This is a genomic window from Rhodococcus sp. YH1 (genome assembly GCF_009939605.1).
GTDB classification, from domain to species: domain Bacteria; phylum Actinomycetota; class Actinomycetes; order Mycobacteriales; family Mycobacteriaceae; genus Rhodococcus; species Rhodococcus aetherivorans.
The window spans coordinates 66,249-85,836 of record NZ_WVTE01000233.1; the positions used below are offsets into that span (position 1 = coordinate 66,249).

The 19,588-nt window shown below is 71.8% G+C and carries 18 protein-coding genes and 1 pseudogene; 5 read left to right on the forward strand and 14 right to left on the reverse strand.

The window, feature by feature from the left end; genetic code table 11:
* Nucleotides 1-4 precede the first annotated feature (4 nt).
* The gene (locus tag AIIKEEIJ_RS21020) at nt 5-961 is read right to left on the reverse strand and encodes an electron transfer flavoprotein subunit alpha/FixB family protein (RefSeq protein ID WP_006933196.1); all 957 of its coding nucleotides are present in this window, start codon (nt 959-961) and stop codon (nt 5-7) included.
* Nucleotides 962-1,008: 47 nt separating this feature from the next.
* Entirely contained in the window at nt 1,009-1,794 is a 786-nt protein-coding gene (locus AIIKEEIJ_RS21025; RefSeq protein ID WP_006933194.1) for an electron transfer flavoprotein subunit beta/FixA family protein, read from the reverse strand.
* A gap of 230 nt (nt 1,795-2,024) precedes the next feature.
* On the opposite strand from AIIKEEIJ_RS21025, the gene AIIKEEIJ_RS21030 reads away from it, so the two are divergent.
* Genes AIIKEEIJ_RS21030 through AIIKEEIJ_RS21040 form a run of 3 tightly spaced genes read left to right on the forward strand, consistent with a single transcriptional unit; the run spans nt 2,025 to nt 5,598 of the window.
* The gene (locus AIIKEEIJ_RS21030; protein ID WP_312026435.1) at nt 2,025-2,804 is read left to right on the forward strand and encodes a class I SAM-dependent methyltransferase; all 780 of its coding nucleotides are present in this window, start codon (nt 2,025-2,027) and stop codon (nt 2,802-2,804) included.
* The gene (locus AIIKEEIJ_RS21035; protein ID WP_043799677.1) at nt 2,801-4,357 is read left to right on the forward strand and encodes a 1,4-alpha-glucan branching protein domain-containing protein; all 1,557 of its coding nucleotides are present in this window, start codon (nt 2,801-2,803) and stop codon (nt 4,355-4,357) included. The genes AIIKEEIJ_RS21030 and AIIKEEIJ_RS21035 overlap by 4 nt, the downstream gene beginning before the upstream one ends.
* Nucleotides 4,354-5,598, forward strand: a complete 1,245-nt coding sequence (locus AIIKEEIJ_RS21040) for a glycosyltransferase family 4 protein (RefSeq protein WP_161996485.1) — start codon at nt 4,354-4,356, stop codon at nt 5,596-5,598. The genes AIIKEEIJ_RS21035 and AIIKEEIJ_RS21040 overlap by 4 nt, the downstream gene beginning before the upstream one ends.
* A gap of 19 nt (nt 5,599-5,617) precedes the next feature.
* Here AIIKEEIJ_RS21040 and AIIKEEIJ_RS21045 read toward each other — a convergent pair whose 3' ends face one another.
* The gene (locus tag AIIKEEIJ_RS21045; RefSeq protein ID WP_050035420.1) at nt 5,618-7,108 is read right to left on the reverse strand and encodes an amidase; all 1,491 of its coding nucleotides are present in this window, start codon (nt 7,106-7,108) and stop codon (nt 5,618-5,620) included.
* Between the two features lie 15 nt (nt 7,109-7,123).
* Nucleotides 7,124-7,885 carry an acyltransferase gene (locus tag AIIKEEIJ_RS21050; RefSeq protein ID WP_029544462.1) on the reverse strand — a complete coding sequence of 254 codons (762 nt, stop codon included), beginning with the start codon at nt 7,883-7,885 and terminating at the stop codon, nt 7,124-7,126.
* A gap of 97 nt (nt 7,886-7,982) precedes the next feature.
* Between AIIKEEIJ_RS21050 and AIIKEEIJ_RS21055 the strand changes: the two genes are divergently transcribed.
* Nucleotides 7,983-9,284, forward strand: a complete 1,302-nt coding sequence (locus tag AIIKEEIJ_RS21055; protein WP_050035421.1) for an outer membrane protein assembly factor BamB family protein — start codon at nt 7,983-7,985, stop codon at nt 9,282-9,284.
* A 24-nt stretch (nt 9,285-9,308) separates the two neighbouring features.
* On the opposite strand, the gene AIIKEEIJ_RS21060 is transcribed toward AIIKEEIJ_RS21055, so the two are convergent.
* The 7 genes from AIIKEEIJ_RS21060 to AIIKEEIJ_RS21090 form a co-directional block, all read right to left on the reverse strand.
* Complete coding sequence (locus AIIKEEIJ_RS21060; RefSeq protein ID WP_006933183.1) at nt 9,309-9,689, reverse strand: VOC family protein; 381 nt, start codon at nt 9,687-9,689, stop codon at nt 9,309-9,311.
* Nucleotides 9,686-9,973: an ArsR/SmtB family transcription factor gene (locus AIIKEEIJ_RS21065; protein WP_006933181.1), complete on the reverse strand. Its 288-nt coding sequence runs from the start codon at nt 9,971-9,973 to the stop codon at nt 9,686-9,688. The genes AIIKEEIJ_RS21060 and AIIKEEIJ_RS21065 overlap by 4 nt, the downstream gene beginning before the upstream one ends.
* A 75-nt stretch (nt 9,974-10,048) precedes the next feature.
* Nucleotides 10,049-11,206, reverse strand: coding sequence for a THUMP-like domain-containing protein (locus AIIKEEIJ_RS21070; RefSeq protein WP_161996486.1), 1,158 nt, complete (start codon nt 11,204-11,206; stop codon nt 10,049-10,051).
* 1 nt (nt 11,207) lies between these two features.
* Nucleotides 11,208-12,185: a class I SAM-dependent methyltransferase gene (locus tag AIIKEEIJ_RS21075; protein WP_029544469.1), complete on the reverse strand. Its 978-nt coding sequence runs from the start codon at nt 12,183-12,185 to the stop codon at nt 11,208-11,210.
* Between the two features lie 53 nt (nt 12,186-12,238).
* Nucleotides 12,239-13,018: an enoyl-CoA hydratase-related protein gene (locus AIIKEEIJ_RS21080; RefSeq protein ID WP_006933175.1), complete on the reverse strand. Its 780-nt coding sequence runs from the start codon at nt 13,016-13,018 to the stop codon at nt 12,239-12,241.
* 10 nt (nt 13,019-13,028) lie between these two features.
* Complete coding sequence (locus AIIKEEIJ_RS21085) at nt 13,029-13,862, reverse strand: NUDIX hydrolase (RefSeq protein ID WP_006933172.1); 834 nt, start codon at nt 13,860-13,862, stop codon at nt 13,029-13,031.
* Between the two features lie 157 nt (nt 13,863-14,019).
* Entirely contained in the window at nt 14,020-14,853 is an 834-nt protein-coding gene (locus tag AIIKEEIJ_RS21090; protein ID WP_161996489.1) for an ATP-binding cassette domain-containing protein, read from the reverse strand.
* Nucleotides 14,854-14,949: 96 nt separating this feature from the next.
* On the opposite strand from AIIKEEIJ_RS21090, the gene glgX reads away from it, so the two are divergent.
* Entirely contained in the window at nt 14,950-17,064 is a 2,115-nt protein-coding gene (gene glgX / locus AIIKEEIJ_RS21095; RefSeq protein WP_231772701.1) for a glycogen debranching protein GlgX, read from the forward strand.
* Here glgX and AIIKEEIJ_RS21100 read toward each other — a convergent pair whose 3' ends face one another.
* The 3 genes and pseudogenes from AIIKEEIJ_RS21100 to AIIKEEIJ_RS21110 form a co-directional block, all read right to left on the reverse strand.
* Nucleotides 17,065-17,814 carry a peptidyl-tRNA hydrolase gene (locus tag AIIKEEIJ_RS21100; protein WP_168579786.1) on the reverse strand — a complete coding sequence of 250 codons (750 nt, stop codon included), beginning with the start codon at nt 17,812-17,814 and terminating at the stop codon, nt 17,065-17,067.
* Nucleotides 17,815-17,938: 124 nt separating this feature from the next.
* Complete coding sequence (gene serB, locus AIIKEEIJ_RS21105; RefSeq protein ID WP_170914110.1) at nt 17,939-19,153, reverse strand: phosphoserine phosphatase SerB; 1,215 nt, start codon at nt 19,151-19,153, stop codon at nt 17,939-17,941.
* Nucleotides 19,154-19,327: 174 nt separating this feature from the next.
* Nucleotides 19,328-19,588, reverse strand: a pseudogene (locus AIIKEEIJ_RS21110) (cytochrome ubiquinol oxidase subunit I); the annotation flags it as partial.

Sequence of the window (19,588 nt, forward strand, 5' to 3'; positions counted from 1 at the left end):
GGGATCAGCCCTTGTGCTTCTTGATCTCCTCGGTCAGCTGCGGAGCGACGTTGAACAGGTCACCCACGACGCCGTAGTCCGCGATCTCGAAGATCGGGGCCTCTTCGTCCTTGTTGACCGCGACGATCGTCTTGGACGTCTGCATGCCGGCCCGGTGCTGGATGGCGCCGGAGATGCCCAGCGCCACATACAGCTGCGGCGAGACGGTCTTGCCGGTCTGACCGACCTGGAACTGACCCGGGTAGTAGCCGGAGTCGACGGCGGCGCGAGAGGCACCGACGGCGGCACCGAGCGAGTCGGCGAGGTCCTCGACGACGCTGAACTTGTCGGCGCTGCCGACGCCGCGGCCGCCGGAGACGACGATCGACGCCTCGGTCAGCTCGGGACGGTCGCCGCCCACGATCGGGTTGCGCGCGGTGATCTTGACCGCGTTCTCCTCCTGCGCCGGCACCTCGACGTCCACGCGCTCGGCGGCGCCGGCCTGCGGCTGCGCCTCGACGGCACCCGGACGCACGGAGACGACCGGCACCTCGCCGTTGGCCTTGGCGTCGACGGTGTACGCGCCACCGAAGATCGAGTGCACGGCCGAACCGTCGGACTTGACGTCGATGACGTCGCAGAGCAGACCGGAGCCGATGCGCGCGGCGAGGCGGCCCGACACCTCCTTGCCCTCGACGCTGGCGGCGGTGATCACCGCGGCGGGGCTGGCGGACTCCACGAGCGAGGCCAGCACGTCGACCTTCGGGGTCACCAGGTAGCCCTCGATGTCGTCGGACTCGGCGGCGTAGACCTTGGCGGCGCCGGCGGCGGCGAGCGCGTCCTGCAGCTTGTCGGCGGTGCCGGCCGGACCGGTCACGACCGCGGCGGGCTCACCCAGCGCACGGGCGGCGGTGATCAGCTCGGTGCTGACCTTCTTCAGCGCGCCCTCGGCGTGCTCGACGAGCACGAGTACTTCTGCCATTGCTCTTTCTCTCCCTTGGGTATGTCTGCTGTGTCGCGTGGGCGCGATCAGATGATCTTCTGGCCGACGAGGTACGCGGCGATCTTGCTGCCGCCGTCACCCTCGTCCGCGACGCGCTCACCAGCGGTACGCGGGGGCTTCGGGCTGACACCGGTGACGGTGCTGCCGGCGTTGGCCACGCCGAAGATCTCGGGGTCGAGCCCGATGTCGGCGAGAGTGAGGGCCTGAACTTCCTTCTTCTTGGCGGCCATGATGCCCTTGAAGGACGGGAAGCGGGGCTCGTTGATCTTCTCGGTGACCGAGACGATGGCCGGCAGCGTGGCCTCGAGGGTGAAGACACCCTCGTCGGTCTCGCGCTCGCCGCTGACCTTGCCGTCGGCGACGGTGAGCTTGCGCATGTGGGTCAGCTGCGGCAGGCCGAGGTACTCGGCGATGATCGCCGGCACGGCGCCCATCCGGCCGTCGGTGGCCTCGTTGCCGGCGATGACCAGGTCGACGCCCTCGATCTGGCCGAGAGCCGCCGCGAGCGCGTACGCGGTCTGGATCGCGTCGGAGCCGTGGATGGCCGGGTCGTTGAGGTGGATGGCCTTGTCGGCACCCATGGACAGCGCCTTGCGGATCGCGTCGGTGGCGCGGTCCGGACCGGCGGTGAGCACGGTGACCTCCCCGCCGTCGCGCTCCTTGATGAGCAGGGCTTCCTCGACGGCGCGCTCGTTGATCTCGTCGAGCACCGCGTCGGCGGCCTCGCGATCGAGCGTGAAGTCGCCGTCGCTGAGCTTGCGCTCGGACCACGTGTCGGGGACCTGCTTGATCAAAACGACGATGTTCGTCATGGGTCTACGTCGACCTCCTGTGTATGACTGCCTGGGATCGGCGAGGCGCAACGCCTTGACCGAGCTCTCGTGCTTCGCACGGGGGTGTGCGATAGATTACCTCACGCTAAGTTACCCGCTGGTAACTTGGAGGGGAACCTCGTTCACCATAACCACACGAAGGGAGCCGCACGGCTGTGATCTGGACCACCGATGACGAGGTCGACAAAGGTGGGGCTAATGTCTGGGCGGTGAGCGAATCCCCCGTCCCCGCCGGCGACGCCCCTCAACTGCCACTCACCGGCGAGCGCACCGTTCCCGGCATCGCGGAGGAGAACTACTGGTTCCGCCGCCACGAGGTGGTCTACCGCGACCTGCTGCCCCGGTGCGCCGGCCGCACCGTGCTCGAGGCGGGCGCCGGCGAGGGCTACGGCGCCGACATGATCGCGGGCGTCGCCACCGCCGTCGTCGGCCTCGACTACGACGAGAGCGCCGTCGCGCATGTGCGCGCCCGCTACCCGCGCGTGGACATGCGGCACGCCAACCTCGCCTACCTGCCCCTCGCCGACGCCTCCGTGGACGTTGTCGTCAACTTCCAGGTCATCGAGCACCTGTGGGACCAGTCCGGGTTCCTGCGCGAATGCCACCGCGTGCTCCGGGACGGCGGCGAACTGCTGATCAGCACCCCCAACCGCATCACGTTCTCCCCCGGCCGCGACACCCCGCTCAACCCGTTCCACACCCGCGAGCTGAACGCCGCCGAACTCACCGAACTGCTCGAGGGAGCCGGCTTCCGCGTCGCCCTGACGACCGGGGTGCACCACGGCCCCGCCCTGCGCGCCCTCGATGCCAAGCACGGCGGCTCCTTCATCGACGCCCAGATCGAGCGCGCTCTCGCCGGCGAGCCCTGGCCCGCCGGCCTGACCGCAGACGTCGCGGCCGTGACGGTCGACGACTTCCTCCTCGCGCCCGAGAACATCGACGCCAGTCTGGATCTCGTCGCGATCGCGGTGAAGGATCCGGCGCGGTGACCACTCCCGCCACCCGGCGGGAACCGGGACTGTTCGCGCTGGTGCTGCACTCGCACCTGCCGTGGCTCGCCCACCACGGTCGCTGGCCGGTCGGCGAGGAATGGCTCTACCAGTCCTGGGCCGCGACGTATCTCCCGGTGACCGACGTCCTGCGCCGGCTTGCCGCCGAGGGCCGCACGCGCCTGGTCACCCTCGGGGTGACGCCCGTGCTCGCCGCTCAGCTCGACGACCCCCACTGCCTGACCGGGATGCACCACTGGCTCGGCAACTGGCAGCTGCGCGCCCACGAGGCCGCGGGCATGCGGGAGCCGGCCTACCGTGCGCTCGGAGCCCGCGAGCACCGGCATGCCGCCGCAGCCCTCGAACAGTTCGAAACCCGTTGGCGTCACGGCGGATCCCCGGTGTTCCGCGAACTCGTCGACGCCGAGGCGGTCGAACTGCTGGGCGGGCCGCTGGCCCATCCCTTCCAGCCTCTGCTCGATCCCCGCCTGCGGGCGTTCTCCCTCGCCGAGGGACTGGCCGACGCGCATGCCCGCTGGGCGCACACACCGCAGGGCATCTGGGCGCCCGAGTGCGCGTTCACCCCCGGCATGGAGGCCGGATACGCCGCCGCCGGCGTCGGGCACTTCATGGTGGACGGTCCCGCCCTGCGCGGCGACACCACGCTCGGCCGGACCGTGTGGGACTCCGACGTCGTCGCCTTCGGCCGGGATCTGCAGGTGTCCTACCGGGTCTGGTCGCCGAAGTCCGGCTACCCGGGCCACCCCGCCTACCGGGACTTCCACACCTACTGCCACGACACCGGGCTCAAGCCCGCCCGCGTGACCGGCCGCACCGTCGCCCCACAGGACAAGGCGCCCTACGACCCCGATCTGGCGTCCGCGGCCGTCGACCGCCACGTGGCCGACTTCGTCGACACGATCCGCCGCCGACTGCGCCGCGAGTCCGACCGCATCGGGCGCGACGCCCTGGTGGTCGCCGCCTTCGACACCGAGCTGTTCGGCCACTGGTGGCACGAGGGCCCGCTGTTTCTCGAACGGCTGCTCCGGGCGCTGCCGGAGGCGGGCATCGAGGTGGGCACTCTCGCCGACGCACGCGACCGCGGGTACGTGGGAGCACCCGTCGACCTGCACGACACCTCGTGGGGGTCCGGGAAGGACTGGCGGGTGTGGGCCGGCGAGCAGGTTCGCGACCTCGTACAGCTCGACGAGGAGGTCGTGCGCACCACGCTCGACACCCTGGACAAGGCCCGCGGCGCCGCCGGGGCCGGCCGCCCCGCGCTGCGCAACCGGGTGCACGACCAGATGCTGCGCGAGGCGCTGCTGACGGTGTCGAGCGACTGGGCATTCATGGTCAGCAAGGACACCGCGGCCGGATACGCGCGGGACCGGGCCCACAAGCACGCCCACGCGTTGCGCGAGATCGCCGCGGCGGTCGCCGCAGGCCGCGACGAGACGGCGGCGCGCCTGGCCGCCGGCTGGAACCGGGCCGACAATCTGTTCCCCGGGCTCGACGCCCGCCGCCTGCCCGACCGGATGGGAGCCCCCTCGTGAAGGTGCTGATCGTCTCCTGGGAGTACCCGCCCGTCGTCGTCGGCGGCCTCGGCCGGCACGTGCACCACCTCGCCACCGAGCTCGCCGCCGCCGGCCACGAGGTGGTCGTGCTCTCCCGGCGGCCCACCGGCACGGACGCCACCACCCACCCCACGATCAGCCACATCGCCGAGGGCGTGCTCGTGGTGGCCGTCGCCGAGGACCCACCGCACTTCGACTTCGGCGAGGACATGCTCGCCTGGACGCTCGCGATGGGTCATGCCATGGTGCGGGCGGGGCTGAGCCTGACCAAGGGCGGCATCGGCGACGGCTGGTACCCGGACGTGGTGCACGCGCACGACTGGCTCGTCGCACACCCCGCCGTCGCGCTCGCCGAGTTCTTCGACGTACCGCTGGTGTCCACCCTGCACGCAAGCGAGGCCGGCCGGCACAGCGGCTGGCTGTCGGGCCGCGTGAACCGGCAGGTGCACTCGGTGGAGTGGTGGCTCGCCAACGAATCCGATCGGCTCATCACGTGTTCGGCATCGATGAACGAGGAGGTCGCCGCGCTCTACGGGCCGGACCTGCCGCCGGCGACGGTGATCCGCAACGGAATCGACGTCACCGCGTGGTCCTACCGGGAGCGGGCGCCGCGTTCCGGGCCGCCGCAGCTGCTGTTCGTCGGCCGCCTCGAGTACGAGAAGGGCGTGCAGGACGCGATCGCCGCCCTGCCCCGGATCCGGCGCACGCATCCCGGCACCACCCTCGTCGTCGCCGGGGAGGGCACGCAGTTCGACTGGCTGCGCGAGCAGGCGCGCGTGCACCGCGTCGCGCGGTCGGTGACGTTCGTCGGCAACCTCGACCGCATCGAGCTGCTCGGGTGGCTGCACCGCGCCGATGCGATCGTCCTGCCGAGCCGCTACGAGCCGTTCGGGATCATCGCCCTCGAGGCCGCGGCCGCCGGGACGCCACTCGTCGCGTCGACGGCCGGCGGCCTGGGGGAGGCCGTCGTCGACGGCTCGACCGGCCTCTCGTTCCCACCCGGCGACGTCGCGGGGCTGGCGTCGGCGGTCCGGCGGACCCTCGACGACCCCGCGGCCGCCCAGCGACGGGCGCGGGCGGCGCGCGAGCGGCTCACGGAGGACTTCGACTGGCGGCTGGTGGCCACCGAGACCGCCCGGGTGTACTCCGAGGCGAAGCGTCGTGTGCGCCATCCGCTTCCGCGACCGACGATTCCCCAGCGGCCGTTGCCCGGCCGGTGACCGGCGCTGCCGGCCCGCGTCACCGGGACGGCAGCAGCGGAGGCTCGCGGTGCGCCCAGGGCCGGGCCCGCTCGAGCTGTGCCGCGAGCGACAGCAGCAGTCCCTCCGAGCCCAGCGGCCCGAGAAACTGCACGCCCAACGGCAATCCCGCCGCGGTCCAGTGCAGTGGCACCGAGATCGCCGGGCGCCCGGTGATGTTCGCGAGCTGGGTGTACGGCGTCCGGGCGAGGTTCTCGTCGACGATGCGGTCCATCAGCCCGGCCCACCGCGCCGCGCGGCCCAGCCGCGCCGTCACGATCAGGCGCGCGGCCCCCTGGAGCGCGGGCGGCGTGGCCAGTTCCCCCACGCGCGCCGGCGGATACGCCAGGGTCGGCGTGAGCAGCAGGTCGTACCGCTCGTGGAACGCGCCGAGCTGCTGCGTATACCCGTTCCACCGGCGCAGCGAGGCGAGATAGTCCGAGGGCCGCACGGAGTCGCCGAGCGCGGCGAGGAACCGCGTGTCGGGCTCGAACGCGTCGGGGGCGCACCCGGTGCGCAGGCGCGCCTGCCGGACGTCGGCGGCGAGCCAGGCGAACCACATCGTCAGCCAGTCGGTGGACAGCCGCCGCTCGTCGATCCCCGTCGCCGCGGGTTCGACGGCGTGGCCCAGCTCGGCGAGCAGCGCCGCGGCGTTCTCGACGGCCGTGACGGCCTCCGGGTCGACGCCGGTGCCGATCGGGGAGTCCGTCGCGAACCCGATGCGCAGCGTCCGCGGTGGGGTACTCGCCGCGGACGCATACGACTCCTGCGGTGCCGCCGTGAGATAGGGCCCGTTCGGGTCCGGACCGGCCAGCACGTCGAGCATGGCTGCCGCGTCGCGCACCGTGCGCGTGACGACCCCGTTGCTGACCGCCCCGTGCCGGTCCTCGTCCACCTCGGGTCCGCTCGGCACCAGGCCCCGGCCCGGTTTGAGCCCGACCAGCCCGCAGCAGGCGGCCGGAATGCGGATCGAGCCGCCGCCGTCGTTCGCGCCGGCCGCCGGGACCACGCCGGCGGCGACCGCCGCCGCGGATCCGCCGGAGGACCCGCCCGGCGTGTGCGCGGGATTCCACGGGTTGCGGGTGGGACCGTTCGCCACCGGCTCGGTCACCCCCTTGACCCCGAACTCCGGAGTGTTCGTCTTGCCGAAGAGGACGAGGCCCGCGTCCAGCCAGCGATCGACGACCACCGCGTTGCGCACGGCGGGCAGCTCCGCCAGGGACCTGCTCCCGCTGCCGGTCGGAATCCCCGCGACGTCCTGGAGAAGATCCTTGACCAGGAACGGCACCCCCGCGAACGGACCCTCGAGGCGCTCCGCGGCCCGGCTGCGCGCCTGCTCGTCGAGCCGGCGCACGACGGTGTTCAGTGTGGGCTCCACCGCGTCGAGCCGGGCGAGGGCCGCGTCGAGCAGTTCGCGCGGCGTGACCTCGCGGCGGGTGACGAGTTCGGCGAGCCCCACGGCGTCGTAGCGGCGGTAGTCGGCGTAGTCCATCGCAGGCGCCCCGGATCAGGAACCGGGTTCCGCCGCCGGTTCGCGGCCCGCCTTCTTGCGCGCGATGTCCTCGAGCGCGGCGACGTACGCGGCCCGGTCGGCGGCACCGGACTCCCAGTCCGTGCGGCGGTTCCTGACCACCTTGGCCGGCGATCCGACCGCGATGCTGTAGTCCGGGATGTCGCCCTTGACCACCGCGTGCGCGCCGAGGACGCAGCCGCGGCCGGTGCGGGTGCCGCGCAGCACCGTGACCTTCGTCGCGATCCAGGTGTCGGGTCCGATCCGCACGGGGCTCTTGACGATCCCCTGATCCTTGATCGGGTACGTGATGTCCTCGGTGCGGTGGTCGAAGTCGCAGATGTAGCACCAGTCGGCGACGAGTGTGGAGGCGCCGATCTCGATGTCGAGGTAGGTGTTGACGACGTTGTCCTTGCCGAAGACCACCTTGTCGCCGATGCGCAGCGACCCCTCGTGACAGCGGATGGCATTGCCGTCGCCGATGTGCACCCACCGGCCGATCTCGAGCCGGGACAGCTCGGGGACGGAATGGATCTCGACGTTCTTGCCGAGGAACACCATGCCGCGCAGGATCACGTGCGGGTTGGCGAGCTTGAACTTGGCGAGCCGGTAGTACCGGACCAGGTACCACGGCGTGTACGCCTTGTGCGCCAGCACCCATCGCAGCGAATCGACGGTCAGGAATCGGGCCTGATCGGGATCCCGCCGACGAGAACCCCGCCACCTCGTGCGCAACGGTGCGCCCCACATGCTCGTCATGGTTGCCAGCGTACGGTCCGCCTCGCGCATCGAGTGCGCCACCCGGCCCGATAGTGTGGCCCATCGGGTCATTCGAGCCATGGCGAGGAGATGAGTGATGCGGGCTGCCCTGCGGACGGTGATGCTGACGGCCTCGGCGGCACTGGTGTTGACCGGATGCGGCAGCGACGGCGGCCCGGTCGACGTCCTCGCCGCCGGGGCGTGGCCGGGTCGGTACGCCGACGCCCGCAACAGCAACACCGCGCCCGCCGACGGGCTGCGCGACCTCGCGCCCGCCTGGTCACGTCCGCTCGGCGGCGCCGTCACCGCGCCCGCGAGCGTCGCGGCGAACGGACAGATCTTCGTCACCGCCGCGACCGCCGCCGGCTGCAACCTCGTCTCGTTCCAGATCGACACCGGCCGCAAGCGCTGGTGCACCCGCCTCGCGCCGGGTGTCACCGGGGTGACTCCCACCGCCGACGGCGTGGCCAACATCTACGTCGGCGAGGAGGGGGCGATGGTGTCGTTCAACGAGCACGGCCAGCGGCGCTGGCGGATCCCGGTGAGCGGGACGCCGGGCACCGCACAGTTCACCGGCGACGGAAACCTCGTGTTCGTCACGCATTTCGGTCAGGTCAACGTGCTCGACCCGCAAACGGGCAGGCACGCCGCCCCGATCTTCGACCTCGTGCCCACCCCCGGGGTGGCGGACGGGACGAACGTGCCACGGCTGCCCAACGACCACGGTCTGGCCGCATGTTTCGGCGGATCGGAGGACTGCCCGGTGGCCACCACCCCGGCGGTCGATCTCGGGACCGGCCGGATTCTGGTGACGCTGTGGCGGCCGGGCGCCGATCGCGCCGCCGTCGTGTCGATGCGCTACACCGGCGGCGACGATGCGCGGGTGGTCGAGGAGTGGTCGCAGCCGGAGCTTCCGGGCGGCGCGACGACCAGTCCCGTGCTGTCCGCGGACGGCGCCACGGTGTACGTGCACGACGGCGAGGGAGCCCTGTGGGCCCTCGATGCCGGGACCGGGACGCCGCGGTGGAGCCACGACCTCGGGTACACGGCCTCCACCGGACCGGCGGTGTCCGCCGACGGACTGCTGGTCCTCGCGCCGGGGGGCCGGACCGGCGACCTGGTGGCGCTGCGCGACACCGGTGAGGCGGCCGAACTCGTGTGGCGCCGCGGCGACGTGCGCCAGCTGGGGGTGCCGGCGCTGACCGCCGACGGCATCGGATACACGGTGGCCCGAGCCGACGACGGGTTGGCCGCGCTGGTGTTCGACGCCGCCAGCGGGGAGACGCTCGACGAGGAGACCCTGCCCGACGCGGCCGGATTCTCGGTCGGCACCGCGGTCGGGCCGGCTGGCGAGTTCGTCACGGCGACGCTGCCGGGCGACGTCTACGTGCTCCGCTGACCTTTCGCCGCGGGCGGCGACGGCTCAGCCGGCGATCTGGATGAGATTGCCGCAGGTGTCGTCGAAGACGGCGGTGGTGATGCCGCCCATTTCGAGGGGCTCCTGGGTGAATCGCACCCCGAGGCTGCGCAACCGCTCGTACTCGGCGCGCACGTCGTCGACCGCGAACGAGGTGAACGGGATACCGTCGGCGACGAGGGCCTCCTTGAACGGCCGGACGGCGGGATGGCCGTCGGGCTCGAGGACCAGTTCCGGCCCGTCCGGTTGCTGCGGCGAGACGACGGTGAGCCACCGCGCCTCGCCCAGGGGGACCTCGGTCTTCTTCACGAAACCCAGGACGTCGGTGTAGAAGGCGAGCGCCTTGTCCTGGTCGTCGACCAACACGCTGGTGAGGGTGACCTTCACTGCGACTCCTTTCGATGCGCGACCGTCCATCGGTCGGCGAGGCCCTGCAGTGGCGCAACGTCCACATGATGGAACTTCGATCGCCCCTCGCGGCGGGTCCGGACCAGCCCGGCCTCCTCGAGGATCGCCAGGTGCTGCGAGATCGCCTGCCGGGACGAGCCCAGGCCGTGCCGCGAGATCAGTCGTGTGCACAGCTCGAACAGCGTCTGGCCGTCCCGGTCGACGAGCTCGTCCAGGATGGCCCGCCGGGTCGGATCCGCCAGCGCTTTGAAGACGTCGACCACACCGTCGAGAATACGCAAGTATTTGCTTGCATATCAAGACCCGCACCGGAACGACCCACCCGGCCGGGACAGGGCTCAGCGACTGGGTTCGCAGACGAACGCCGTCGGGGTGCGGCCGATCCGCGTGAGCACGACGCTCAGCGACCGCGATCCGCGCAGCTTCAGCCGCGGCCGGAGCACCGCCGGATCGACGTCGACCCCTCGCACGAGAATCTCCGCCACCCCACAGTCCATCGACGAGAGCGATTGCCGGAGAGTCTTTTCCGTGTACTTCAGTCGATCGAGAACGCGGAATCCCCGCACCCCCGCGGGGAGGGTGTCGCCGGTGAGATACGCGATCCGCGGATCGAGCTGCCACAGGCCGTGGGCGGCCGCGTAGTGCCGCACCAGCCCCGCACGCACGATCGCCCCGTCGGGATCGACGATCCACTCCCCCGGTTCCCGCTCGGGGATCTCGTCCGGCTCCGCGTCGGTGATCTCGAATACGGCGCCGTCCGAACGCAACACACTCGCCCGTCGCCGCACGCCCGGCGTGGCCAGACCCGGGGAGTACAGGCATGCCTCGCGGACGCCGCCGTCGAGCGAGACCACCTCGACCTCCCCCGCCCAGTCCAGCGCATCGAAATCCAGCCCGGGGGCACACTTGACGGCCAGGTCCCGTCCGGCGTAGGCGTCGAGCAGGTCGGGCAACGGCGGCATCAGGGCCGCCGGGTCGTGCGTGCGCCGGCCCTCGGATCGGCGGGCCGGATCGGCGATCACGGTGGTACCGCGGGTGATCGGGCGCAGCGCGTCGGCGCGGGCCAGCGCCGCCCCGGGGACGTTGTGGGCGGCCATCGCGAGGCGAACGGGGTCGAGATCGCTGCCGACCACCGCCTCCGCGACCCCCACCAGGGCCGCCAGCTCGGCGCCGATCGAGCACGTCACGTCGTGGACGCGCCGGCCGGCGAGCCGGCGGGCCCGATGCGCGGCGACGGACGCCGGCGTCGCCTGCTGCAGCGCGTCGTCGGTGAACAGCCAGCCGCCGGCAGCGGGCAGCTTCGCGACCGCCCTGCGGCGCAACAGCACCGTCTCGGTCAGCGGCGCGGTCAGGTCGGCGAAACGCGTACGCGCCCAGCCGATGTCGGCTAGGCGCGTCCGCGCGGACAGCTCCCGGACGGCCACCTCCGCGAGATCGGCCGCGCCCTGCGACGAACGCAGGTACGCGACGTCGGCGAGGGTGAACGCGTAGCCCACACTACTTGCCGGGCTTCACGCCGGTGATCATGACGTTGTAGAAGAAGCTGCGCGGGACCACGTGCCTGAGGACCTTCTCGTCCACCCAGCTGAGCGTGCGCCACCCGCCGAACGCGAAGCGCGCCCAGCCCCAGCCCAGCTTCTCCGCGGGCACCGCGGCCTCGAATGTGCGGACCGGCCAGCCCAGCAGCGCGGCCGCGAACTCCTCGCTGCTCGCCTTCACCTCGACCGCGCCGGCCGAAGCCGCCATCCGCTCCAGGTCCGACGGGTCGAAGGTGTGCAGGTCGACGACCGCCTCGAGCGCCGCGGCACGGGAGGACTCGTCGAGTTCGGCCTGCGGCCGCCGCCAGTCCCGCAGGAACGGCAGCTTCGTGACGTTGGTGGTGGCCTCCCACGTGAGGCGGCCGAGCCAGCGCGCGTAGAAGTTCCCGACCGTGCTGGGCTCGCCGGCGAAGACGAACCGGCCGCCCGGCTTCAGCACCCGCAGCACCTCCCGCAGCGACTGCTCGACGTCGGGGATGTGGTGCAGCACCGCGTGACCGACGACGAGGTCGAAGGTGTCGTCGTCGTACGGGATCGTCTCGGCGTCGGCCACCCGGCCGTCCACGTCGAGGCCGAGGTGCCCGGCGTTGCGCAGCGCCACCTTGACCATCCCGGGCGACAGGTCGGTGACCGAGCCGGTCCTCGCCACTCCGGCCTGCATGAGGTTCAGCAGGAAGAAGCCGGTGCCGCAACCGAGTTCGAGGGCCCGCTCGTACGGCAGGGGCTGGTCACCGGCGGCGGCGTCGAAACGACCCTTCGCGTAGTCGATGCAGCGCTCGTCGTAGGAGATCGACCACTTCTCGTCGTAGGTCTCGGCCTCCCAGTCGTGGTAGAGCACCTGCGCGAGCTTGGTGTCCCGAAGGGCGGCCGCCACCTCCTCGGCAGTGGCGTGCGGGTTCGGCGCGGGGTCGACCCCGTCGGTCCTGCTTGCAGTCATGAAGGGCATCCTACCCATCGGTAAGGAATGAACAAGTTCCAGTTCCGGGGTGCCTACTCCCCGACGAACTCGGCCTTACCCGGGCCGTTGGCGACGAAGGACTCCATGCCGATCGTGCGGTCCTTCGTCGCGAACAGGCCGGCGAAGACGTGCTGCTCGATCTTCAGCCCCGTGTCCAGGTCGGTGTCGAGGCCCTGGTCGATCGCGGCTTTGGCCGCCGCCAGTGCGCGGGTGGCGCCCCGGCTGAACTGCGACGCCCACGCGCGCGCCGCGTTGTACACCTCGTCCGGGGCGACGACCTCGTCGACCAGCCCCATCTGCAGGGCCTCGGCCGCACCGACGAAGCGGCCGGTGAACACCAGATCCTTCGCCCTCGACGGGCCGACGAGGCGGGCGAGGCGCTGCGTTCCGCCGCCGCCCGGGATGATGCCGAGCAGGATCTCCGGCACACCGACCTTCGCGTTGTCGCCGGCGATCCGCCGGTCCGCACCCAGCGCGAGCTCCAGGCCGCCCCCCAGCGCGTAGCCGGTGATCGCGGCCACCGTCGGCTTCGGGATCTCCGCCACCGACCCCAGCGCCGACTGCAGATCCGCGATGATCTCGCTCATCTGCACGTAGCTCAGCTCGGCCATCTCCTTGATGTCCGCGCCGGCCGCGAACACCTTCTCACCGCCGTAGACGATCACCGCCTTGACGTCGGAGTTCACGGTCGCCTCGCGCGCAGCGGCCCGGATCTCCTCCTGCACCTGCCGGTTGAGTGCGTTCATCGGCGGCCGGTCGAGCCGGATGGTGCCGATACCGTCGGAGACCTCGAGTGTCACGAATTCAGCCATGAGGCACAGGCTAGTTGGCATCCCGGGCGGCCCACGGATGCGGCCCCGCCTCGTAGTAGCCGTCCTGCTCGGGGAACTCCACCCGGAGCTGTCCCTCCCAGGTGATCCGGGTCGGCAGGATCGGCGTGATCTGCGGCTCCGCAGCGAGGATCTCCGCGACCGAGCCGAACCGTGACAGGGCCGTCAACTGGCTCCAGGTCGGGGGCAGCAGCACACTGCCGCCCTCCTGCCAGTGCGCGATCGCCTCCTGCGGAGTCTGCCACCGCACCTCGTCGGCCTCGCTCGTCTCGCCGTCGGCGATCTGTCCCTCGGGGGCCGCCGCGACGAAGAACCTCGTGTCGTAGCGACGACCCTCTCCGACCGGCGTGATCCAGTTCGACCACGGCCGCAACAGGTCCGCACGCAGCACCAGCCCCTCACGTTCGAGGAACTCGCCGAAGGTGAGCTCCCGAGCCTCGAGCTGCCTGCGGGCCTCCCCGAACGGTGTCGTGTCCGCCACCACGGTGTCCGGTGTCGCACCGGCGAGCAGCACCCCGCACTCCTCGAACGTCTCGCGCACGGCCGCGAGGACGAGCGCCTGCGCGAGCGTCTCGGAGGTGCCGAACCGCTCCGACCACCAGGGCACGGGCGGTCCCGCCCACGCCACCGTCGCAGCGCTGTCCGACGGGTCGACGCCGCCGCCGGGAAACACCGTCATGCCGCCGGCGAACGCCATGCCGCGCACGCGCTGCAGCAGGAACACCTCGACGCCACGGTCGCCGTCCCGGACGAGGATCACCGTCGAGGCATCCTTGAGCGGCATCGCCGCTGCACCCGCGGGTTCTCCCGAACGTTCGATAGCCATACTCACAAGTTACGGCATGACGTGACACACAACTCACCCACCCGGCTGCTCCGCGCGGCAGTGACCTCGGCCGCGGCTCCGCTACGCGCGGCGGTGTGCTCGGCCGCGGCTCCGCTCCGCTACGCGCGGCGGTGACCTCGGCCGCGGCTCCGCTCCGCTACGCGCGGCGGTGCCTCCCGGGCTGGTACGTGCGGCGCGCGAAGAACCGGCCGTCCGCCTTGTCGAGCGTGATCGCCTGGCTGAACGCATCGCTGAGGTTCTCACCCGTGATCACGTCGTCGAGCAGACCCTGCGCCACCACCTGCCCCTCCTTGAGCAGCATCGCGTGGGTGAAGCCCGGCGGGATCTCCTCCACGTGATGGGTGATCAGCACGATCGCCGGAGCGTCCGGGTCGGCCGCCAGCATGCCGAGCCGCGCCACGAGCTCCTCACGACCACCGAGGTCCAGGCCGGCGGCGGGCTCGTCGAGCAGCAGCAACTCCGGATCCGTCATCAGCGCCCGGGCGATGAGCACGCGCTTGCGCTCACCCTCGGAGAGCGTGCCGTAGGTGCGGTCGGCGAGATGCTCGGCGCCGAGGCTTTCGAGCATCTCCACGGCGCGTGCGCTGTCCACCTCGTCGTACCGCTCGCGCCAGCGCCCCAGCACGCCGTACCCCGCGGAGATCACCAGGTCCACGACCTTCTCGTCGCCCGGCACACGGTTCGCCAGCGCCGACGACGACATCCCGATCCGGGGCCGCAGCTCGGACAGGTCGGTCTTCCCGAACGTCTCCGCCAGCACGTGCGCCGTCCCCGATGTGGGGAATGTCTCCGCTGCGGCCACCCGCAGCAGCGACGTCTTACCCGCCCCGTTCGGACCGAGGATCACCCAACGTTCGTCGAGTTCCACCTTCCAGGACACGGGACCGACGAGGACGTTGCCGCCCCGCCGCACGAGCACGTCGTCGAATTCGATGAGCAGATCGGGATCAGGTTTTGCCACGCCGACCATCTTTGCGTACGCGCACGAGCGGTTCACGGCAGGATCGCTTCCGTGTCGTACCCCTCGCCTCCACCGCACCCCTCCCCCGCACCCGGCGAGCCGCCGGTGGGACCTGCCGTCGCCCGGTCCGACGCCGGTCCCTTCCCGCTGGGCGCCTTCCCCGGCGACGACGGGACGCGGTTCGCCGTGCACGCGCCCCACGGCAGCCGTGTTCAGCTCTGCCTGATCGACGACGCCGGCCGCGAGGAACGCATCGACCTGCCGGACAAGACGTACGGCGTCTGGCACGGCGCGGTGCCGGGGGTCCGCCCGGGCCAGCGCTATGGCTACCGCGTGCACGGCGCGTGGCAGCCCCGGACCGGGCTACGTGCCAATCCGCACAAGCTGCTGCTCGACCCGTGGGGCCGGCAGCTGACCGGTGACATCGGCGACACGGCCCGCTTGCTCGGCTACGAGCGCACCCCGTTCGGCGATGCGTCGACCGTGGACTCCCTCGGCCACACACCGCTGTCGGTGGTGGCCGACAACCCCGGCCGGGCCCGGCACAACCGTCCCGGCACGCCGTGGGAGCAGACGGTGATCTACGAACTGCACGTCGGCTCCTACACCGCCCGCCATCCCGCCGTCCCCGAGCAGTGGCGCGGCACCTATCTGGGTCTGACGGCGCCGGCCGTGCTCGAACACCTGGTCGGCCTGGGGGTCACCGCCGTCGAACTGCTGCCCGTGCACGCCTTCCTCACCGAACCACCCGTACGGGATCGCGGCATGCGCAACCACTGGGGTTACTCCACCGCTTCGTACTTCGCGCCCCACCCGGGCTACGCGGCCACCCCCGGCAACGAGATCGCGGAGTTCCGGACGATGGTCGACACGCTCCACGAGGCGGGCCTCGAGGTGATCCTCGACGTGGTCTACAACCACACCTGCGAATGGTCGGTGGACGGCCCGCACGTGTCCTGGCGCGGCCTCGACGCGCCCGGCTACTACCTCCTCGACGCCACCGGCCACGACATCGACCTGACGGGCTGTGGCAACACCGTCGACGGCAGTTCCCCGGTGGCGGTGCGGATGATCTGCGACAGCCTGCGGTACTGGGCGACGGAGATGGGTGTGGACGGCTTCCGGTTCGACCTGGCCAGCGCGCTCGCCCGGCCGCGAGGCGGCGACTTCGATCCCCGGGCGGCGGTGTTCACCGCCATCACCACCGACCCCGTCCTGACCCGGCTCAAGCTGATCGCCGAGCCCTGGGATGCGACCCTGCCCGGCTACCAGCTCGGCAACATCGGTCCCCAGTGGTCGGAGTGGAACGATCGTTACCGCGACTCGGTGCGGCGCTTCTGGGCGCGCGGTGCGGGAATCCGGGAGGTCGCCTCCCGGCTCGCGGGCTCGGAGGACCTCTACGGCCGGCACACCCACCGGCCGTGGATGTCGATCAACTTCGTCACCGCGCACGACGGTTTCACGATGGCCGACCTCGTCAGCTACCGGCGCAAGCACAACGAGGCCAACGGCGAACAGGGCCGTGACGGTAGCGACAACAACGAATCCGTCGACCACGGCGTCGAAGGACCCACGGACGATCCGCGGATCGTGGCCGCCCGGGCCCGGCACGTGCGTGCGCTGCTCGCCACCCTGCTGCTGTCGACCGGCACCCCGATGCTGCTCGCCGGCGACGAGTTCGGGCACTCCCAGGGCGGCAACAACAATGCCTATTGCGTGCCCGCCGACGTCCCGGTCCGCGACGCCTGGCCACTCGACTGGGAGCACGCGGACCAGGAACTCGTCGAGTTCGTGCGGCAGACGTTGCGTCTGCGCAAAGTGGTGCCGGTGCTGCGTCAGGGCCGCTTCTTCGACGGCAGGGCCCGCCAGGTCGGCTACCCCGACCTGGTGTGGTTCGGCGCGGACGGAAGGGAACTGCAGGAGGCGGACTGGCTCGACGAGAACCGGCGGACGCTGCAGGCGTGGGTGGACGGCTCGCAGCTGGGCACGGTCACCCGCGCGGGCGTTCCGCTGACGGACAGCAGCGGCCTGCTCGTGCTGCACGCAGGCGGCCCCACCACCCTGACCCTCGGCCGGGCCGAGTGGTACCACGGTGCGATGGTGTGCGCCTTCGACTCGAGCTCCCTCGACGGAGAGCCCGCGGATCTCACGCCGCTGCCCGCCGGCTCGACGTTCCCGCTGACCGGGCCGACGCTGCTGGTGTTCCGGATCGCGACGTGATCAGCCCGGGACGGCGACGACCGTCACCGACCCCGGCGTCACCTCGGTGAATCCCGCGTCCCGTACCGCCACGGCGGTGCCGGCGTCGACCCGCTCCGTCAGGTACCGCCACCGGGCGGGGTCGGCGTCGCGCACGGCACACACGAATCCGGAGTCGGCCCATGCGCCGGCGCGCTCGACGTCCAGGGCCCCGGCCAACAGCATCGCGGCGTGGCCGACCTGTGCCGCGGCCTTCCCGACGGTCATGCCGAGCGCGGCGTCGATCCACAGCACCGGAACTCCGGCGGGCGGATCGCCCGGGGTGTCGTGGGGCAGATCGGTGCCGCCGATCTGCAGCCGCGAGATGCGCGGATCGAGAGCGCCGACGGGCCCCGGGACCAGTGCCCGGGCGTGTGCCCCCCGGTGTTCGACGGTGATTCCGTCGACCTCCTGCGCGGCGCGCCACTGGGCACCGCGGGCGCGACGGCTGACCTTGCGGATGCGCGCGTCGGTCCACGCGAGGTAGGGCTCGCGCCACGGGCCGGGTTCACCGGCCGGCCCGGTCCCGACGCGTGGGTCCAGGCACAGCGCGATCGTCGCCATCGCAGCAGCCTCGAGCAGCGCGCTACGGGAGGGCGGATCCTGCTTGGGGATGTGCAGCACGATCGGCATCGCGAGCACCGCCCCGGGGTCCTCCGGGTCCGGTCGATGCCCGTAGCCGCGGGCGAGGACACCGTGGCGCGCCACGAAATCCGCACCGTGGCGAGCCACGACATCCGCACCGTGGCGAGCCACGACATCCGCACCGTGGCGAGCCACGACATCCGCACCGTGGCGAGCCACGACATCCGCACCGTGGCGAGCCACGACGTCGGGACCGAGCGGGGCCGTGGCCTCAGGCACCGGTGTCGAGGGGCACGCGGCGCAGGGTGCCGTCGACCCGGTCGGCGGCCTCCACCTCGTCGCGGGTGACGCCGAGGACGAACAGCACCGCGTCCAGGTACGGGTGGGACAGCGCGGTGTCCGCGACCTCGCGTAGCGCCGGCTTGGCGTTGAAGGCGATGCCGAGCCCTGCCGCGCCGAGCATGTCGATGTCGTTGGCGCCGTCGCCGACCGCGACGGTCTGCTCGATCGGCACGCCGGCCTCGGCGGCGAACTCCCGCAGGGCACGGGCCTTGGCGGCACGGTCCACCACCTCGCCGACGACGCGGCCGGTGAGCTTGCCGTCGACGATCTCGAGCGTGTTCGCCCGGACGAAGTCCAGTTCGAGTTCGTGGGCGAGGCCGTCGATGACCTGCCGGAAGCCACCGGAGACGACGCCGCATCGGAAGCCGAGCCGGCGCAGCGTGCGGATGGTGGTCCGGGCGCCGGGGGTGAGCTCGAGGTTCTCGGCGACCTCGTCGATCACCGACGCGGGCAACCCGGCCAGGGTCGCCACCCGCTGGTTCAGCGACTCGGTGAAGTCGATCTCCCCGCGCATCGCGGCCTCGGTGACGGCGCGGACCTTGTCCTCCACGCCGGCGTGCGCGGCGAGCATCTCGATGACCTCGCCCTGGACGAGGGTGGAGTCGACGTCGAACACGATCAGCCGCTTCGAGCGGCGGGCGAGACCGGCGCGCTCCACGGCGATGTCGACACTGAGGCCCGCGGCGACCTCGGCGAGCCCGGCGCGCAATCGGACGTCGGCCTCGGCGCCGGGGTCGGCCGCGGTCACCATGAGTTCGAGACCTGTCACCGGATAGTCGGCGATGCCCCGGATCGAGTCGATGTTGGCGCCCTGCCGCGCGAGCTCACGACCCACCGAACGCAGCGCCCGGGCGCTGACGGGACTGCCGAGGACCACAACGGCGTGGGTGGACACGGTCGAGCCGATACCCGGCTCGACACCGGTCTGCACCTGGGCGTGCATGCCGATGGTGGCCATGGCGGCCTCGATCTCGTCCTGCAGGGCATCGGGATCGGCGGGGCAGGAGACCAGCACACCGAGGGTGAGCCGGCCCCGGATCACGACCTGCTCGACGTCGAGCAGATCGACCTCGTGCCGGGTGAGCGCCGCGAAGAGCACAGAGGTCACGCCGGGATGGTCCGGCCCCGTCACAGTCACCAGCATCGCGGTGTCAGACGCCACCTACGTCTCCGATCCTTCGTCCGTCGCGGCACATGCTCACTCATTGTGCCAGGTGAACGGGGTGCCGAACGAGCAGGGGTCCACCCCGGAAGAATGCGCAAGGCCCCGCCCGTCGGGACGGGCGGGGCCTCGGGAAGCGTCGATCCGGTGTGCGGATCAGCGGTCGGCGGGGGTCCTCTCGGCACCCTCGCTCAGCGCCACATGGTTGTGCTTGTTGCTGCCCGGACCGACGTGCGCCTCGGCGCGGATGCGGTCCACCATGTGGGGGTAGTGCAGCTCGAACGCCGGGCGCTCCGAGCGGATGCGCGGCAGCTCGTAGAAGTTGTGCCGCGGCGGCGGGCAGCTCGTCGCCCACTCGAGGGAGTTGCCGTAACCCCACGGGTCGTCGACGGTCACGACCTGGCCGTACCGGTAGCT